This is a genomic window from Pseudorhizobium tarimense, assembly GCF_022968135.1.
GTDB lineage: Bacteria > Pseudomonadota > Alphaproteobacteria > Rhizobiales > Rhizobiaceae > Neorhizobium > Neorhizobium tarimense.
This window is the reverse complement of the sequence record NZ_JALJRA010000018.1, coordinates 1-14,801: the sequence shown is the minus strand read 5'-3', so window position 1 is coordinate 14,801 and position 14,801 is coordinate 1. Positions and strand designations below refer to the sequence as shown.

Below are 14,801 nucleotides of genomic sequence, written 5' to 3'. Positions count from 1 at the left end.
GCCGCTCCCGGGCAGACCTCCCGCTCAGCTGATTATTATGCCCCCGTTCCTGGGGAGATATTCGCTTTGACGCTCCGTCAACAGCCCCGCGGAACTTAAGTGATCCCTAAGTAGCCCTCGCGTCGCGCTTGCATTTGTGAAATATAGCTTGATGGGTTCGCGCGGGAGGCAACGGAAATGGCACAAGCAACCTGGATTTGCGCAGGGTGCGATAGTCAATTTCCTACAAGGAAGATCGACGATTTTCGATTTCTTTGCGTGTCGGTATCTGCTTTAAGTGGGTCTCCACGTCTGAAGAAGACCTACGAACTTTGTCCGACCTGCCAAGTAAAGCTTGTTGATATAGTCGAGCCGAAGAACTGGCCACGGCCTCAATATTAATATTGACTGGCGCGGACTGAGTTTCGGGTTTGCGTGCATCTAAATCCAATTCGTTCTCGATCGGCCCGGTTTTTGGGGATGAAAGGCATCTTGTCGTTGGCACTTATCCGGGGTCTGCCTCACTTTGTGTGTAGATCGGCCGATTTGATCGGCATCATCCGTGCTCTGAGAAGCTCTGGACCCACTCGGCCATACATGGTAAGCATTCGGCGTAGGCCGCGGATGGGCCGGCTTCCGGTCAGTGGCGGTTGTTCTGGCTTTTTGCGTAACCAGCTTTTCCAAGGGTTCGGCGGCGCGCGAGTTTAGCTATCCGATCATTGATCGTATCGACACCAATATCGTCCGGCGCGAAGCGACCTCCGTACCAGTCCACAACTTCGCGGTGTTGCGCATGTCGAGGCTTTGCCATTGCGTTGAGGAATTCCTCGAAGCCGGGCAAGCCGCCGACATCTTCCGGCGGCGCGCGCCGGTCGCCTTCGATGAAGCGTGGATATTCAACTGCCGGATCGGCGTCCGTGACGGCCTCGACAGTGATTGAATGCCGCCAGTCGTCGCCGAAGTCATAGGTATAGCTGATGGTGGTGATGCCGCGATCCACCAGAGCGCCGATCCGAACATTGCGGGCGGCATAGGTCTCGCGGCCGAAGTCCCATTCAGGATCGGGAACTGCATAGCGCTTGCCGCCGGCATTGAACTCGAAGAGGTGATAATCCTGGAACAGCATGACGGTCTGGATGACGTCGTGCAGCCCCTTCAGGCTGGTGGTGATCGGGACCTCGACCCTGCGCCAGATGGCTGGCTCGATATGATCGAGCTTGACGAGAAGTCGGGCGATCCGTTCGTTGGAGGTCATGATGCCAATGCCATGGGTGCTTCTGCCCGTGTCCAGTTCCACGGAAGCAGTTGCTCCAGCCTACTGACAGGAGTGTCAGCGATACGAGCGAGGACGTCGGCAAGCCAAGCCTGCGGATCGACGTCGTTGAGCTTGGCGCTCATGATGAGTGTCGCCATGAACACGGCTCGATCAGCACCACGATCTGATCCGGCAACAGCCATGACTTTCTGCCTAGTGCGAAGCCTCTGAGCGCACGCTGGGCGGCGTTGTTCGTGAGGCAAACCCGGCCATCGTCGAGGAATGACGTAAAGCCATCCCAGCGCTTCAGCATATAGTCGATTGCCTCGGCAACGGGAGCGCTACGCGACAGCTTTGCCCGCTCGCTTTGCAGCCAGTCGTGCAGTTCCTCAACGAGCGGCAGGCTGTTCTTACGGCGGTGCTCCAGTCGCTGCTCGGCGGCAAGACCGTTGATCGCCCGTCCGACGTCGAACAGGGCATCGATCCGTTTGACGGCCTCCAATGCCATTGGCGAGATCGGCGCAGCTTTGCTGCCACGTTTGGCGTTCGCGGCGATGTCGGCCAGCACGAAGAACTTGCGGCGCGAATGTGCCCAGCAGAGTGCTTGGCGCAGAGGCGTAGGATCGCGATCTACCTTGAACAGCGGATTATAGCCGCCATAGGCATCCGCCTGCAGAATGCCGGTGAAGGTCTTCAGGTGGCGTTCGGGATGCTCCTGCCGCCGATCTCGTGAGGCATAGTAGAGGGCGGCGGGCGGTGCCTGTCCGCCGAACGGTCGATCGTCCCTAACGTAGGTCCAGATGCGGCCCGTATCGGTCTTTCCCTTCGCCGGGATCGGCACGGTCGTGTCGTCGCCATGCAGCCGCTCGGCGGCCAGGACATGAGCCTCGATCAGCGAATGGATTGGCTTGAGGGCTGCGGTACACGCGCCGACCTGATCGGCCAGTGTCGGCAGGCTGAGGTCGATGCCCTCGCGGGCATAGCGTTCGCTTTGGCGATTGAGCGGCTGATGCTGGGCGAACTTCTCGAACAGGATCATAGCCAGCAAGTTTGGTCCGGCAAAGCCGCGGGGTGTCACATGGAAGGGTGCTGGCGGCTGGGTGATCTTCTCGCACTCGCGGCAGGAGAACTTCTCCCGCACCGTCTGGATGACCTTCCACTGACGCGGGATGACCTCCAGGGTCTCGGTGATATCCTCGCCGAGCTTCGACAGCTTGGCCGAGCCGCAGCAGGGGCAACTGGATGGGGCGGCGATAACGAGGCGCTCGCGCGGCAGATGTTCAGGAAACGGCTTGCGGGATGGCCGCTTGCGCTCGAAAGCCCTGACACTCGATGCCTTGGCAAGCATCTCTGCCGCGAGCTCATCTTCGCCAGCATCAGCTTCGAGTTCTTCGAGCTGCAGTTCCATCTGTTCGAGAAGCCGCGCTTTGCGCTCGGAGCGACTGCCATAAAGCTCCCGGCGGACTTTCTCGATCTCCAGCTTCAACCGCGCGATCAGCGCCTCGGAATGCGACACGAGCGCTTTTGCGCTGGCGGCCTCCGCCTTGGCAGCCGCCGCTTCTACCTCGGCAGCAACACGCCGCGCACGCTCTTCAGCCAGCAGTGCGAGCGCATTGGCAAGGTCATCCGGGAGCTGTTCGGCGGGGTTGTTCATGGTGAGATGGAATCATATTCGACTGCGCCATTCCAGCGTTTTTGCTCATCCGGCCGAAGTTGGTCGCCAGGTCTTTTGCGGCATCCGCCAGTCAATACCCTCCAGCAGATAGCCAAGCTGCCCCGGCGTAATCACCACCGTGCCATCGGCCGCTGATGGCCAGATGAAGCGTCCCCGCTCCAGCTTCTTCGTGAACAAGCAAGCTCCCTGGCCATCGTGCCAGATGACCTTGATCAGGCCGCCGCCACGCCCTCGGAACACGAATAGATGGCCACACATCGGATCGCGCTTCAGGGTCTCTTGCACCATCAGCGACAGGCCGGGAAAGCCCTTGCGCATGTCCGTATGGCCGGTTGCCAACCAGACCTTCACGCCAGCAGGAACAGGAATCATCGCCGACCCAGCACACAGTCGAGAATGCGACCGAGCGCCTGCGTGTCGATGTCGCTGTCCACGCGGACACGACGACCACGGCCCAGCTCAATAGTTACATCGCTGCGCTTTCGGCGGGGTTGTGGCGGAATAGGCGTATCCGGGGCAGCGAATTGGGCTGCCGGCGCGGTCTCCGACACGATCACGGGCACCAACGTGCTCGATACCTGCATCGACGGCTCCTCAATCCGGCACAGTTCTTTGCGCCAACGAAAGAGCTGACTGACATGGATACCGGCGGCGCGGGCTACCTCCGAGATCACAGCGTCAGGTTCAAAGCAGGCAGCAACGAGCCGCTCCTTCTCCTCGCGAGACCAGCGGCGACGGCGCTCGACAGACGTGATCACTTCAATCGGATGCTTCGTCATATGACTACTCCTAGTGCTACCACTAGGACTGGCAGTCAGCAGCCCATCATCGCAAGGCGGCCCTCACCGGGGGCTTACTAGAAACCAAGTGGAAATTGATATCTACGCCTTTTGTGGTTTGGCTCCCCAGGCGACCGTCTCAAGTCCCCATTTCAACTCATCACATGGGAAAAATTGTCGGCAAGCCTATCAAAGTTTCACCCGCGTTAGCCCAGCGGCTGCCCAGTGCGTCCTAGTCAGAATGACGAAAGCCAAGCAGCTGACCCGGTGTTTCTTCTGTCGAACCGGAGGGCCGCCCACGACTGTCACGCGTCTTTCCGGCCGAAGAAGGTCGGCGCCTTAGCGCCTCCTCTCAACAGGCGAATTATTGACGGCGACGACATCCCGGCCGGCTCGTCGCGTCGGCTCAGCGTAAAACCTGCAGCCACATCAAGTCGACTGGCCACCAACGACGGTAAGGATTGCGCCGGTGACGTGTCGGGCCCCGGGGCTTGCCAGGAAGGCCACGACGGCCGCGATGTCCTCGGGTGCACCGTAGCGACCAAGGGGGCTGAGGCTGCGCTGAAAATCAGCCGATTCGCCGCTGGCGGGATTCATGTCGGTATCCGTCGATTCAGGCTGAACCAGATTGACGGTAATGTCCTTGGGTCCCAGTTCGCGTGCTAGGCCCCGCGTAAACGACTGAGCGCGGACTTCGTCATGAAATATACTGTGCCAGTGTCACCGACGATGCGTTCTGCCCCGGCAGAGCCGATGGTCAGAATGCGACCCCCGGCGTGAAGATGCGGGATGGCCGCCTGGGCCGCGAGGATGGGCGCGCGCACATTCACGCCCAACAGCGCATCGATATCGGCAACGCTGAAGTCAGCGATCGTGGAATACAGCGCGATCGCTGCGTTATTGACAAGGATATCAAGCCCGCCATGCGCCGCGGCAGCCTCGTCCACGGAGCGCTTTACATCCGCTGGATTGGCACTGTTGGCCTGAATGGCAAGCCCACGCCGCCCCTTAGCTTGGATGGCCTCGACCACCTCAGCCGCTCGATCGGTCGAACGTTCATAGGTGATTGCGACGTCCGCCCCTTTCTCTGCGAGGGCAATAGCAATCGCTGCGCCGATGCCACGCGAGGCGCCGGTTACAAGCGCACGCCTTCCCAACAACTCCGTCATGATCAAGCCATTCTGTAATGGATGACTAGCGGCAATCAGGTCATCGACCAGCTGGCGGACATCGGCTGCAGTCTTCAATCTGGGAGCATGTGTCTTTGTTGCTAAACCTCTTCCTTGAAAGCTCCGTTCCGCCTCATTCCATCATAGGCAAGTTGCGCCCCTGTCAGCTCCGTTCCGTTGGCGAGTGACCAGTTGTAGAGAGCAGCGAAGGGCTCGCGAAGCGACGCGCCAAGAGCCGTGATTGTGTACTCGACGCCGACCGGCTGCGTCGGGAGCACCTTGCGGCTGATGAGACCGTTTCGCTCCAACCGCTTCAGTGCATCTGACAGCGCCTTGTGGGTAATACCATCGAGGCGCCGTTTCAGGTCGTTGAATCGCGCCGGCTGCGTGCACAGGACGCTGAGGATCAGCACCGCCCACTTGTTGGCGATCTGTTCGAGGATGGGCCGTGTCGCGGCCACGTCGAGCGGCAGTTCGAGCGCATCATTGGCCATGGGTATACGCCTCTATATCAAGGCACTTCTAAGTGCGTTCTTGTGCCTAGATACAGAAATGATACCTATTTGTCCATCACCCTACCTGTGAGGACATATGAGCAGACTTTCCAAAAAGATTTCGGTCGTCGTCGGCGGCCACGACGGCATCGGCGGCGCCATCGCACAACGCTTCGCAGCAGAGGGCGCCACCGTCTATGCGACCAGCCGCCGTGCCGAAGAAGGCGACGTAGGCCACGGTGTCGGCACGCTGCGCACGCGCCGCGTCGACGCTTCCGACGTGACGGCGCTCGCCGCCTTCTTTGAGGCGGTGCGCAGCGAGGCCGGACGGGTGGACGTGCTTGCCGTCAGCGCCGGCATCTCCGAGTTCGCAACCCTCGATACAATCGAAGAAGATCACTTCGACCGCACGTTCGCACTTAATGTTCGTTCGCTCCTGTTCGCCACCAAGGCCGCGACAGCAATCATGCCGGATGGCGGTTCGGTGGTGCTGGTGGGATCGATCGCGGATCAGATCGGCACCAAGGGCTACGGCGTCTACGGTGCGACGAAGGCGGCGGTGCGCTCGTTTGCGCGCACCTGGGCCAACGAGCTTGCCCCCCGCAACATCCGCGTTAATGTCGTGGCGCCGGGTCCGACCGACACCGCAATGTTCGCGGCGGCGTCCGACGAGGTGCGCGACACCCTGACAATGCTGATCCCGCTCGCCCGAATGGGGCGGGCCGACGAAGTGGCCTCCGCCGCGCTTTTTCTCGCCAGCGAGGAGGCGGGCTTCATTACGGGCGCCGAGCTGCCGGTCGATGGTGGCATGGCGCAGGTATGATCCTCCCAACCAAAAGAGAATGGTGCAACATGACTCGTTTCCTCTCACGGGCGGCTCGGCCTCTGGCCGCCGCCTTCCTCGCCCTGGCGCTCGAGGTCACCAACCTTTCGCCGGTCGCGGCGGCCGATGCGGGCCCTTCGCCGATCGCATTGCGGTCAGCGACGGCACAGCCGGCGGTGCCTGGCGTCAACGCTGATATCCAACTCCTGCACCACACCATGCTCGGGGTCAGTGGCCGGCCGGTGCCGGCCACCACGCTGCTGCTGACGCCGAAGGGCGCACCCCCGGCGGGTGGCTGGCCGATCGTCGGCTGGGAACACGGCACGACCACGCCTGGACAGCGGACGTGCGCGCCGAGCCAGACCCCAGAATTGGACGGCGGCCTGACCCGTGACGGCTTCAAGAGCGATTATTCTTGGCAGATCAGTCAGTTCATCGATGCGGGCTATGCCGTGGTCGCGCCTGACCTCGAAGGGCTTGGCCCCGATGCGACCACGCCTTACCCCTATTACAGCCTGTCGAGCCTCGCCCGCTCGCTGGTCGCAGGCGTCGTGGCGGCGCGCGCGGCGGAGCCGAGCCTATCAGAGCGCTGGGCGGTCGTCGGCCATTCGGATGGCGGTCACGGAGTCCTGGGCGTCGAGGCGCTCGCGAAGGAAGCGACCGGTCTTGCCTTCGCCGGCACGGTCGCCTCGGCGCCCTACGTCGCGATCGAAGCTCACGCTGCCCGTTTCGAAGCGGATGCCAAGACGGCTTCGGACGAAGCGGCGGCGCATCAGGGCCTGATGATGCAGCAGTTCCAGGGCGCACTGATGGCAACTGGCCTGAAGGTTACACAGCCATCCTTCGATGAAGCGTCGATCATGGGACCGGACTTGGCTGAGACGCTTCCGCGCTTCCGCTCGTTATGCTCAGTAGCGGCAATCGGGACGATCGACGCGGCGGTCAAGGCGAAAGGGAGAGCCTTCGAGGGGTTGAACGCCGACTGGGGTAGTCAGCCGCAGATGCACGCCTTCCTGGCCGCCAACGATCCCGCCGTCATGCCAGACTATACGTTGCACCAGCCCCTCCTGATCGTCCAAGGCAATGCTGACCCATTTGTTCTTGAGGCGCTTCAAACTCGCTTCGCGGACAGGCTTAAGGCCAGCGGCGCGCGGCTTACCTACAAGGTCTACGATGGCGCAGACCACTTCAGCATCATCCGCCGGGCCAACGCGGATGTGTTGGACTTCCTGCGCCAACAGTTCGCCCGTTGATCTGCAGCGCGCCGGCCCCGCGGGGCCGGCGCTTCATCCCACCGCACGGAAGCCATCAATGACCAAGACCCTCAACCGGCAGGTACAACTAGTCAGGAGACCGCAGGGCGCGCCGGTGCCCGGCGACTTCCGCATCGTGGACGGCCGTGTGCCGGCGCCAAGCGAGGGACAGATGCTCCTGCGCAATCTCTACCTGTCGCTCGACCCTTACATGCGTGGCCGGATGAACGACAGTCGTGACTCCTACGCGCCACCCTATGCACTCGACGCACCGCTTGGAGGCGGGACGGTCGCGCGGGTGGTGCGATCGCGCCTCGACAGCTTCGCCGAAGGTGACTTGGTGGTCACGCCCGACGCTGGCTGGCAGACCTTCGCGATATCGGATGGTATCGGTCTGCGCCGCCTTCCGAACGACATGGAGCAGCCTTCTCAGGCCCTGGGCGTCCTGGGCATGACTGGCTTCACGGCTTGGTGGGGCCTGACGGCGATCGGACGGCCGAGGGCGGGTGAAACGCTGGTCGTGTCGGCGGCGGCGGGCGCTGTGGGCTCCGTGGTAGGACAGATTGGCCGTCTGCTTGGCTGCCGCGTCGTTGGCATCGCGGGCGGAGCCGATAAATGCCGTCAGGTTGTGGAGGAAATGAGCTTCGACGCATGCCTCGACTATCGCGCGCCCGACCTTCCCGTTCGACTACGCGAGGCCGCACCCGATGGGATAGATATCTACTTTGAGAATGTCGGCGGCGCCGTCCGCGAGGCCGTCTGGCCGTTTCTCAACAATGACGCACGCGTGCCCCTATGCGGGCTGGTGTCGGGCTACAATGGCATCACAGAGGGAACGGGTGGGATCCACGCCTTGCTCATGTCGCTGATCGTCAAACGGATCCGCCTTCAAGGTTTTATGAACGCCGAACACCTCGATTGCTTTTCAGATTTTGAGCGGCAAATGCGGGGCTGGCTCGATGCCGGCCATCTCCGCGCGCACGAAACCATTGTGGACGGGCTGGATCAGGCACCCGCCGCCTTCGTCGGGCTGTTCGAAGGACACAACACAGGCAAGCTGGTGGTCAGACTGCCGGAATGATTTGGTCACATGCGAACTGGTTGAGCATTGGGATTTCGATTTAGGAGATCCGCTCTTCAACGGATATCCTAACTCATGCATCGACCTCGGAAACCTCGCCACGACTATGGAAGACAATGAGGGGAACCGCGCGCAGATCGAGTGGAAGACGCGCGAGATCTTGGCGCTACCTGCTGTACCCATTCTTCTCGGCGGAGACAATTCCACTCCGATACCTTTCCTAGCTGGCTTCGCTGATCATGGGCCGAACTGGGGTACTGCAGATCGATGCTCATATCGACTGGCGTGACGAACTAGGCGATGAACGTTACGGCTATTCCAGCCCGATACGCCGGGCAAGCGAGATGCCGCACGTTGCGGCAATTGTTCAGGTCGGGATGCGCGGGGTGGAAAGTGCTCGTCTCGCAGAACTTGAAGCAGCGGCCGTTTATGGCAGTCGAATTGTGACTGCAAGAGAAGTTCATTCGCAATGTGTTGAAGCCGCTCTTCGACATATCCCCGAAGGTGCAAACGTCGTCATCACCCTGGACTGCGACGGCCTGGACCCAAGCAGTATGCCTAGCGTGATAGGGCCTTCACCGGGCGGGCTCACCTACACCCAAGTAATCGATATCATCGCCGGGGTGGGGAACCGTGCGAGAATAGCTGGGTTCGATCTCGTGGAATTCTATCCGCAAGCGGACCTTGGGAGCCTCACCGCCCTCACCGCCGCTCGATTCCACCAGATGCCTCTAGCTCAGGGTCCGGCATTAAACGGACCGCTTCAACTGCGGCGGAGAGCGTGCTTGAGCTATAGCGAGAGTCGCCGGTGATTTCCTCGCCCACCCAATCCGGCTTGTCAAAGTGATGATCTTCGGAGGGCAGTTCGACATCGGCCGTGACCAGGCCCAGTAACGGCCCTAGGTACTCGTCGACCTGCCAGACAACATCGTTGACCCGAATTTCGTAACGGATCTTTTCCAAACCGGGACCCCTCGCGAAGTCCGCTATCATTGCCTGTCCGTCGCCCTCTGTTAGCTCGATATGGTACTCGCTTCGAGAAAACCCGCGGCGAGCACTCTTGATCGCGAGCGTCGTTGTGTTGTCACAGACCCTGATGCGAGCCTTGCCCAGATCAAACCGCGCTATCAGGTGATCAAGTATATGGCGACCGGTCGCAGTCAAGGCCCGCCATGACTGGTCCACGACCAGAAACTTACGCTCGACTTCTAATGCCATTGCTACAACTCCAGATGCTTTTCTCCCGTAGGGAGAAGGCATTCACGATGCAAGATTGCTCGTACGGAGTTGGGAAGATTTCCCACAGGGTGAGCAGGGTCCGCTGCTGCGAGTATGATGAGACCGATCATCGATACGCCGCCTGGTTCCTTGTTCTGCCTGCGATGAGGCGCCACACCGAGATGCTGCCATAGAGAGAGGCCAGCACGCGGCCCATGCCTTGAAACGCCAAACGGCGGTTTATACCTGCTGCCCCGGATTTGGGAGGGATGACTTGATGGGATTCTTCGAAACAGCGTTTGGTCCTGCTGAACTGGAGATACTAGAGGCCGCGTTGGCTCAATGGTGCCGCGAGCGTCTGGTCGACAGGCTATCTCCTGAAGCAGCTATCGCGGCAGAAGTATTTATCAATCTCTTTCGCGAAGGGAACAGGACGTCGTCGGAGCTGCAGGAGGCAGCCGGGCACCACAAGTGGCTGATGGAATGGCCAAGTGCCTCCCAAGGAACGCACCCTACCGAGGCCAAAGAATCGACCCTGCCTACCTCGCAGTGTGCCTAGCGGCCGCTCCTCTAGATCGAAAGCCTGTCGTAACCGGAGAAAATGATGCCAATGTCGCACGCTCTCAACCGTTTAGCCCATTCTAATCCCGTTACCCGAGGCATTGCTGTCGCTTTGTTGCTGGTCTCATGCTGAGCGGATGCTCGGCTGGCGAAGACACCGCAACTCCTCCTGCGAACTCACAAGGTGCCACAGTCGGCGGCGACGGGTCAGAAATTGGGTTGGACGACCTAACGGAGCCTGATCTGAAGAGTGTGGCTTTGACCGGTGAACTCGGTTGCAGCTTTCAGACGGAGGACAATTCGACCATCCTCTACGCGATGGGAATTGTGGGATCGAGCGAGCCCGCCCAAGGGGTTGTAAAGGTTTCTGGAGAGGTCGAGCCTGTTGGCGCGCCCGGTGGGTTTAACGGGATGATCAAGGGAGCCTCGTTCACCGGGCGAGGTAAAACGATAGATATTGCGATAACGGGTGCAGCAATGGGTGGTGGTGAGTCTCCGGCTCTGCCTGCTACCCTGACCTACCAGCGGGCTGATGGCGCCAGCCGTTCGATTGACGGGAGCTGGCAATGTTGTGGCCCTTAGAAAGTTTCTCACGAAACCAGCGCTGTGCCGGCAAGTAGTCAGAGCACGGAGGCGCAACAGCAGATCCTGTGGCTGGCCCCCTACAGGTCCCGGACCAGGAGCTGTTCGAGTGTTACACTCCTCCAGGCGCAGTCCGGTGATGCTACGATGACTGATTCTTTGGAATCCGCTCCAAGAAGCCGCAGCTCATCTATATAAATTCGGAGCAGAAGCTAGCTGTTGTCCGTCCCTCAGTCTTTCAGACAAGCCAATGTCTTGGTTCGTTTATGGAAATAGAATCGGAAGGAACCTGTATTAGCAGGACTGTTGGTTCTGATCCCATCAAGGCGAGAAAAACACCCTGACGGAGCAGAGGTTCCTGATATCGCGGCAGCCCGACCTATCGCGATTGAGGGCGTCCGCGACCTGATCGCCGAGCGGATCCGGCAGGCGAAATGCTTGTGCCGGAGTTGAGGCCGAGGAGGAAACTACAGCAGGCAAGACCGTCACTATACTCTTGGCATTTTTTTCTGGTGCCAAATACCGCGCGCTGTGCCTAACTCGTCTACTTTGAATTCGGTGCATCAATGACGAGCTTCCCCTTACATGGCGCCGCCGGATCGCAGGACATCCGGCCAGCAACAGCAGCGAGAGTATTTGAGTTGGCGATGGGAAGCTCTCCCTTAAATGGCACCCACGATTGACAGAGCAGCGGCGTCTGCATCAAGACATGCTGGGCGACACTCCTGCGACATCATGCGGCCTCGGCGGATCGTCGGTGCCGGTATCAACGGCCCGAGTAAGAAACAGAAATAGGGAGGCAAGTTGTAGATGGCAGGCTCGGCGCGTCACGCATTATGGTCTAACTTCTGGGCGCTGCCCTCGTTGATGATTTTGGGCACGGTCCTTTTCACCGTGGGATTGCTGATCCTTGATGGCCAAGGGGCGTCGGCTTGGGTTGGGGAGTGGGGCTGGCCGTTGTCCATACCAGGTAAGACCGCGCTGGAGCTGGCGAGCGGCCTTGTTACGGTACATACGGCATTCGCCACCCTCTATTTTTCCATCACTCTATTGGTTCTAACGCTGGCTTCGAGCAATCTCGGCGTGCGGTTGATCGACCGCTGGATCGGGGACCGGAAGATACGTTTCACGCTTGGGCTCCTGCTAGCGCTGCTTTCTAGCGCACTAATTGTGCTGTCTTCGGTCGATTCTGAGGGCCCACCGGAGCGTGTTCCGCGGCTCACTCTGGCAGTACTCACTGTTGCGACAATCTTGGCTCTGGCTTGGATGACAAGGGCTCTGAATCATCTTGGACGCACAGTTCACATCGACACCTCCATCGCTCAGCTGGGCCGCAACGCGGCCCGGAGCCTTAGCCGCAATCGGCACGCCGAGCCGCCCAACTTGGATCTACAGGGCAGCATCCCGATCCGTGCGGCTGAGACCGGCTACATTGACGAGATCAAGTGCGACAAGATCTTGGACGAAGCCTGCGCACGGGGCGCCGCTGTACGTCTTCTCCGCGGGACTGGCGACTTCATGATGGAAGGGGAGGAAATTGGCACGGTGATGGGTTATGCCAGTTCGGATTGGGTGACGCCACACATCATAGCCGCATCCTATCGCAACGACACGCGCGGGCCGGTCTTCGAAGCTAATTTGCTGGTGGAAATCGCGAGCCGCGCGCTATCGCCTGCGGTAAACGATTTCTACACAGCTCTCGCCTGTTGCGACAGGCTGGCTAGCATGTTCGCGGTGGCCTTGAATGTCTCTCACACTCCCCAGTGGCTCACCGACAAGAACGCGATGCCACGGCTCGAGTTGCCGACCGAGAAGGTGACTCAGTTCATGGATGGCCCGATGAAGGCATTTCGACAGACAGCGGCTCCATATCCCGCTGTGATCATCCACATGATCAAGTTAATGGCGCGCTTGCCATGCTCCAGCGAAAGCGAGAGGGAAGTCGTCGAGTTTCTCTGGAGCCATACGCAAGCGATGGCGGAACACGGAGCCTCTCAAGCTCAGACAGATGCGGACCGTGCAGATATCCGGGCGGCTCTTGAGAGTGCGCGGCATTTACTTACGGCCAGCTGATCCCTAATCTGGCACGCAACACGCTGCCAGACGCCATTGCTGATTTGGGACGATTAATTCATGAGCGATTGTCACGGCGATCCCCTCGTAGCGGCAAATGAGCCACGGATTCTATGGGTACAGTTGTTATCGAAAGCCGCACCCACTTGTTCAGGAACATTTGCGGAAACTCCTTGTTGACTTCATCGATTCTGAGAAGCGGAGGCCTCTATTATGATCGACACGAAAACGCACGGCATCATCGACTACTTGACGGGGGTGCTCCTCCTGATTGCACCGTATCTCTTTGGCTTTGCCAATGGAGGGATCGAGCAATGGCTCCCGCAGCTCCTAGGGGCAATGATCTTGGTCATGAGCTTGCTGACGAACTACGAGCTCAGCGTCGCAAAGTTGATTCCCTTGAAGGTGCACCTCGCTGTGGATATTGCCGGTGGCGTTCTTCTTGCAGCATCACCTTGGCTGTTTGGTTTCTCGCAAACTATCTGGTGGCCGCATGTGCTCGTGGGACTGATGGAAATCGTAGTGCCTCTTGTGACGAAGAAAGGCACGCACCCAACCACGGGATAACGCATAAAGAAGAGCGCGTTCGTGAATCGCGGAGGCGGCGTTCCTGCCTGTCAGTTGCCCGAAAGAGGGGCAGCAAAGTGGGCAGGGCGCGCCGAAACAGCCCTGCTGGCCGAAAGCAAGCGTCTGCAACAACGACAGCCGCTCACCCGTACCTGGCATCGTAGAGCTCCCGACAGGCTGGATGCGTGCCTGCACCGCTCGTAGCCTTGCGCGCACGGCTCTGCGGCGCGTCGTATTTTGTGGGAGACGAAGGAGGAGATGATCTGCAGGGTGTTCTTGATCCGGTGCGCCATTTCGGCAGCCAGAAGGTCGCGATTTCGATCAATCTTGCTTAGCCGGCTCGGTGATATCGTCGATGGCGAGATGAACAGCCGGTTCGGATGCCGTCGTCATACACCATGCGGGCGTTGAGAAGCACGATCCTGCGGCGCTAGAGCAGATCCTGTTCAATCCCGATCATATCCGGCGGCCTTGATGTAGTGGCGCATTCTGTCGGTGCGAAGCTGACGATCGAAGCCGCAACGCATATCTCGACGATGCCTATGCCCGTGGAAGGTCAGATCAACCGAATGAGCTTGCGGCGGGATTGTCCCGATGTCACGGGGGCTAGATGTGAGCTTTCAGGAGGTTGTCCATCCGGAGCGGATTTAGGAGACTGGAGTTACCACACCTCAGTTTTCCAGGATCGCTCCGAATGAACATTCACAAGAATGCCCGACTGACGCCTTTGCGTCGAGAAGAAATGGCTTTGGCGGTGACCGGCGGGCAGTTGTCTCGAAGCCAAGCCGCTCGGGTCTATGGCGTCTCGCCGAAGATCGTGTCGCGCTGGGTCACACGGTTCGAAACGGCCGGGCGCGACGGCATGACGGACCATTCATCGCGGCCCCGAGCCAGTCCCCGGCGGACGGACGGCGCTCTGGTCGAGCGCATTGCCGGTCTTCGCAGACAACGCTTGACCGGGAAGCACATTGCCATGGAGACGGGTGTTTCGCCTGCCACCGTCAGCCGTGTTCTCAGACGCGCTGGCCTGTCGCGCATGAAGGACCTCGCTCCCATCGAGCCGGTCGTGCGTTACGAGTTGAACTGCCCCCCGTTTCGACCGGACAGTCGGCATAAGCAGAAAGGCTCAAGCACAGGCTTGGGTATAGGCTTATGTCTAACGAGTACCGACACATTGAATTGCTGACGGGTGATGTCCGCCGCAGGCGGTGGACCACCGAGCAGAAGCTGACAATCATTGAGCAGAGTTTCGAACCTGGCGAGACGGTATCTTCTACCGCTCGCCGCCATGG

14 protein-coding genes and 3 pseudogenes are annotated in these 14,801 nt (G+C 60.0%); 9 read left to right on the top strand and 8 right to left on the bottom strand.

The genetic code is table 11. The annotated features are described in order from the left end of the window. Nucleotides 1-619: 619 nt before the first annotated feature. From MUU54_RS19605 to MUU54_RS19580, 6 genes and pseudogenes are all read right to left on the bottom strand, one after another. Nucleotides 620-1,234: a plasmid pRiA4b ORF-3 family protein gene (locus tag MUU54_RS19605; RefSeq protein ID WP_247245697.1), complete on the bottom strand. Its 615-nt coding sequence runs from the start codon at nucleotides 1,232-1,234 to the stop codon at nucleotides 620-622. After that, nucleotides 1,231-2,888, bottom strand: a protein-coding gene (tnpC, locus tag MUU54_RS19600) for an IS66 family transposase (RefSeq protein ID WP_247245696.1) whose coding sequence is annotated in 2 segments (ribosomal slippage) — nucleotides 1,231-1,433 and nucleotides 1,433-2,888 — 1,659 coding nt in all. Because the reading frame shifts where the segments join, the coding sequence is not laid out codon by codon here. Before tnpC ends, MUU54_RS19605 begins: the two co-directional genes overlap by 4 nt. A 45-nt stretch (nucleotides 2,889-2,933) precedes the next feature. Continuing rightward, on the bottom strand, nucleotides 2,934-3,281 hold the full coding sequence (tnpB, locus tag MUU54_RS19595) for an IS66 family insertion sequence element accessory protein TnpB (RefSeq protein WP_037103542.1): 348 nt from the start codon (nucleotides 3,279-3,281) through the stop codon (nucleotides 2,934-2,936). Further along, nucleotides 3,278-3,688, bottom strand: coding sequence for an IS66-like element accessory protein TnpA (gene tnpA, locus MUU54_RS19590; protein ID WP_247245695.1), 411 nt, complete (start codon nucleotides 3,686-3,688; stop codon nucleotides 3,278-3,280). The genes tnpB and tnpA overlap by 4 nt, the downstream gene beginning before the upstream one ends. A gap of 429 nt (nucleotides 3,689-4,117) precedes the next feature. Next, nucleotides 4,118-4,857: pseudogene (locus MUU54_RS19585) on the bottom strand (SDR family NAD(P)-dependent oxidoreductase). 101 nt (nucleotides 4,858-4,958) lie between these two features. Continuing rightward, the gene (locus MUU54_RS19580; RefSeq protein WP_247245694.1) at nucleotides 4,959-5,351 is read right to left on the bottom strand and encodes a winged helix-turn-helix transcriptional regulator; all 393 of its coding nucleotides are present in this window, start codon (nucleotides 5,349-5,351) and stop codon (nucleotides 4,959-4,961) included. Nucleotides 5,352-5,448: 97 nt separating this feature from the next. Between MUU54_RS19580 and MUU54_RS19575 the strand changes: the two genes are divergently transcribed. From MUU54_RS19575 to MUU54_RS19560, 4 genes and pseudogenes are all read left to right on the top strand, one after another. Further along, complete coding sequence (locus MUU54_RS19575) at nucleotides 5,449-6,174, top strand: SDR family NAD(P)-dependent oxidoreductase (RefSeq protein WP_247245693.1); 726 nt, start codon at nucleotides 5,449-5,451, stop codon at nucleotides 6,172-6,174. A gap of 29 nt (nucleotides 6,175-6,203) precedes the next feature. Then, entirely contained in the window at nucleotides 6,204-7,427 is a 1,224-nt protein-coding gene (locus tag MUU54_RS19570) for an alpha/beta fold hydrolase (RefSeq protein ID WP_247245692.1), read from the top strand. Nucleotides 7,428-7,485: 58 nt separating this feature from the next. Then, complete coding sequence (gene curA / locus MUU54_RS19565; RefSeq protein WP_247245691.1) at nucleotides 7,486-8,508, top strand: NADPH-dependent curcumin/dihydrocurcumin reductase; 1,023 nt, start codon at nucleotides 7,486-7,488, stop codon at nucleotides 8,506-8,508. A gap of 16 nt (nucleotides 8,509-8,524) precedes the next feature. Then, nucleotides 8,525-9,320, top strand: a pseudogene (locus tag MUU54_RS19560) (arginase family protein); the annotation flags it as partial. Here the strand turns inward: MUU54_RS19560 and MUU54_RS19555 are convergent. Beyond that, complete coding sequence (locus MUU54_RS19555; protein ID WP_247245690.1) at nucleotides 9,211-9,726, bottom strand: CYTH domain-containing protein; 516 nt, start codon at nucleotides 9,724-9,726, stop codon at nucleotides 9,211-9,213. The pseudogene MUU54_RS19560 and the gene MUU54_RS19555 overlap by 110 nt on opposite strands. Nucleotides 9,727-10,003: 277 nt before the next feature. Between MUU54_RS19555 and MUU54_RS19550 the strand changes: the two genes are divergently transcribed. The 3 genes from MUU54_RS19550 (at nucleotide 10,004) to MUU54_RS19540 (ending at nucleotide 13,509) form a co-directional block, all read left to right on the top strand. After that, the gene (locus MUU54_RS19550) at nucleotides 10,004-10,285 is read left to right on the top strand and encodes a hypothetical protein (protein ID WP_247245689.1); all 282 of its coding nucleotides are present in this window, start codon (nucleotides 10,004-10,006) and stop codon (nucleotides 10,283-10,285) included. 1,394 nt (nucleotides 10,286-11,679) lie between these two features. Next, nucleotides 11,680-12,942 (top strand): DUF2254 family protein, encoded by a 1,263-nt coding sequence (locus MUU54_RS19545; protein WP_247245688.1) that lies wholly within the window; start codon nucleotides 11,680-11,682, stop codon nucleotides 12,940-12,942. Nucleotides 12,943-13,155: 213 nt separating this feature from the next. After that, a complete protein-coding gene (locus MUU54_RS19540; protein WP_247245687.1) occupies nucleotides 13,156-13,509 on the top strand; it encodes an SPW repeat domain-containing protein in 354 nt (117 codons plus the stop codon). Between the two features lie 50 nt (nucleotides 13,510-13,559). On the opposite strand, the gene MUU54_RS19535 is transcribed toward MUU54_RS19540, so the two are convergent. Further along, nucleotides 13,560-13,802 carry a histidine kinase dimerization/phosphoacceptor domain -containing protein gene (locus MUU54_RS19535; RefSeq protein WP_247245686.1) on the bottom strand — a complete coding sequence of 81 codons (243 nt, stop codon included), beginning with the start codon at nucleotides 13,800-13,802 and terminating at the stop codon, nucleotides 13,560-13,562. Nucleotides 13,803-14,203: 401 nt separating this feature from the next. Here MUU54_RS19535 and MUU54_RS19530 point away from each other — a divergent pair. Together MUU54_RS19530 and MUU54_RS19525 are read left to right on the top strand one after the other, a co-directional pair. Next, a pseudogene (locus tag MUU54_RS19530) lies at nucleotides 14,204-14,599 on the top strand (leucine zipper domain-containing protein); the annotation flags it as partial. Nucleotides 14,600-14,661: 62 nt separating this feature from the next. Beyond that, a partial coding sequence (locus MUU54_RS19525) for a transposase (RefSeq protein WP_281433409.1) occupies nucleotides 14,662-14,801 on the top strand: 140 nt, incomplete at its 3' end.

What these genes read in the sequence shown, in the direction of transcription:
- MUU54_RS19550 (WP_247245689.1), top strand. Translation starts at nt 10,004, where the DNA reads ATGGGATTCTTCGAAACAGCGTTTGGTCCTGCTGAACTGGAGATACTA.
- MUU54_RS19570 (WP_247245692.1), top strand. Translation starts at nt 6,204, where the DNA reads ATGACTCGTTTCCTCTCACGGGCGGCTCGGCCTCTGGCCGCCGCCTTC.
- curA (WP_247245691.1), top strand. Translation starts at nt 7,486, where the DNA reads ATGACCAAGACCCTCAACCGGCAGGTACAACTAGTCAGGAGACCGCAG.
- MUU54_RS19540 (WP_247245687.1), top strand. Translation starts at nt 13,156, where the DNA reads ATGATCGACACGAAAACGCACGGCATCATCGACTACTTGACGGGGGTG.
- MUU54_RS19605 (WP_247245697.1), bottom strand. Translation starts at nt 1,234, where the DNA reads ATGACCTCCAACGAACGGATCGCCCGACTTCTCGTCAAGCTCGATCAT.
- MUU54_RS19580 (WP_247245694.1), bottom strand. Translation starts at nt 5,351, where the DNA reads ATGGCCAATGATGCGCTCGAACTGCCGCTCGACGTGGCCGCGACACGG.
- MUU54_RS19555 (WP_247245690.1), bottom strand. Translation starts at nt 9,726, where the DNA reads ATGGCATTAGAAGTCGAGCGTAAGTTTCTGGTCGTGGACCAGTCATGG.
- MUU54_RS19575 (WP_247245693.1), top strand. Translation starts at nt 5,449, where the DNA reads ATGAGCAGACTTTCCAAAAAGATTTCGGTCGTCGTCGGCGGCCACGAC.
- tnpB (WP_037103542.1), bottom strand. Translation starts at nt 3,281, where the DNA reads ATGATTCCTGTTCCTGCTGGCGTGAAGGTCTGGTTGGCAACCGGCCAT.
- MUU54_RS19545 (WP_247245688.1), top strand. Translation starts at nt 11,680, where the DNA reads ATGGCAGGCTCGGCGCGTCACGCATTATGGTCTAACTTCTGGGCGCTG.
- tnpA (WP_247245695.1), bottom strand. Translation starts at nt 3,688, where the DNA reads ATGACGAAGCATCCGATTGAAGTGATCACGTCTGTCGAGCGCCGTCGC.
- MUU54_RS19535 (WP_247245686.1), bottom strand. Translation starts at nt 13,802, where the DNA reads ATGGCGCACCGGATCAAGAACACCCTGCAGATCATCTCCTCCTTCGTC.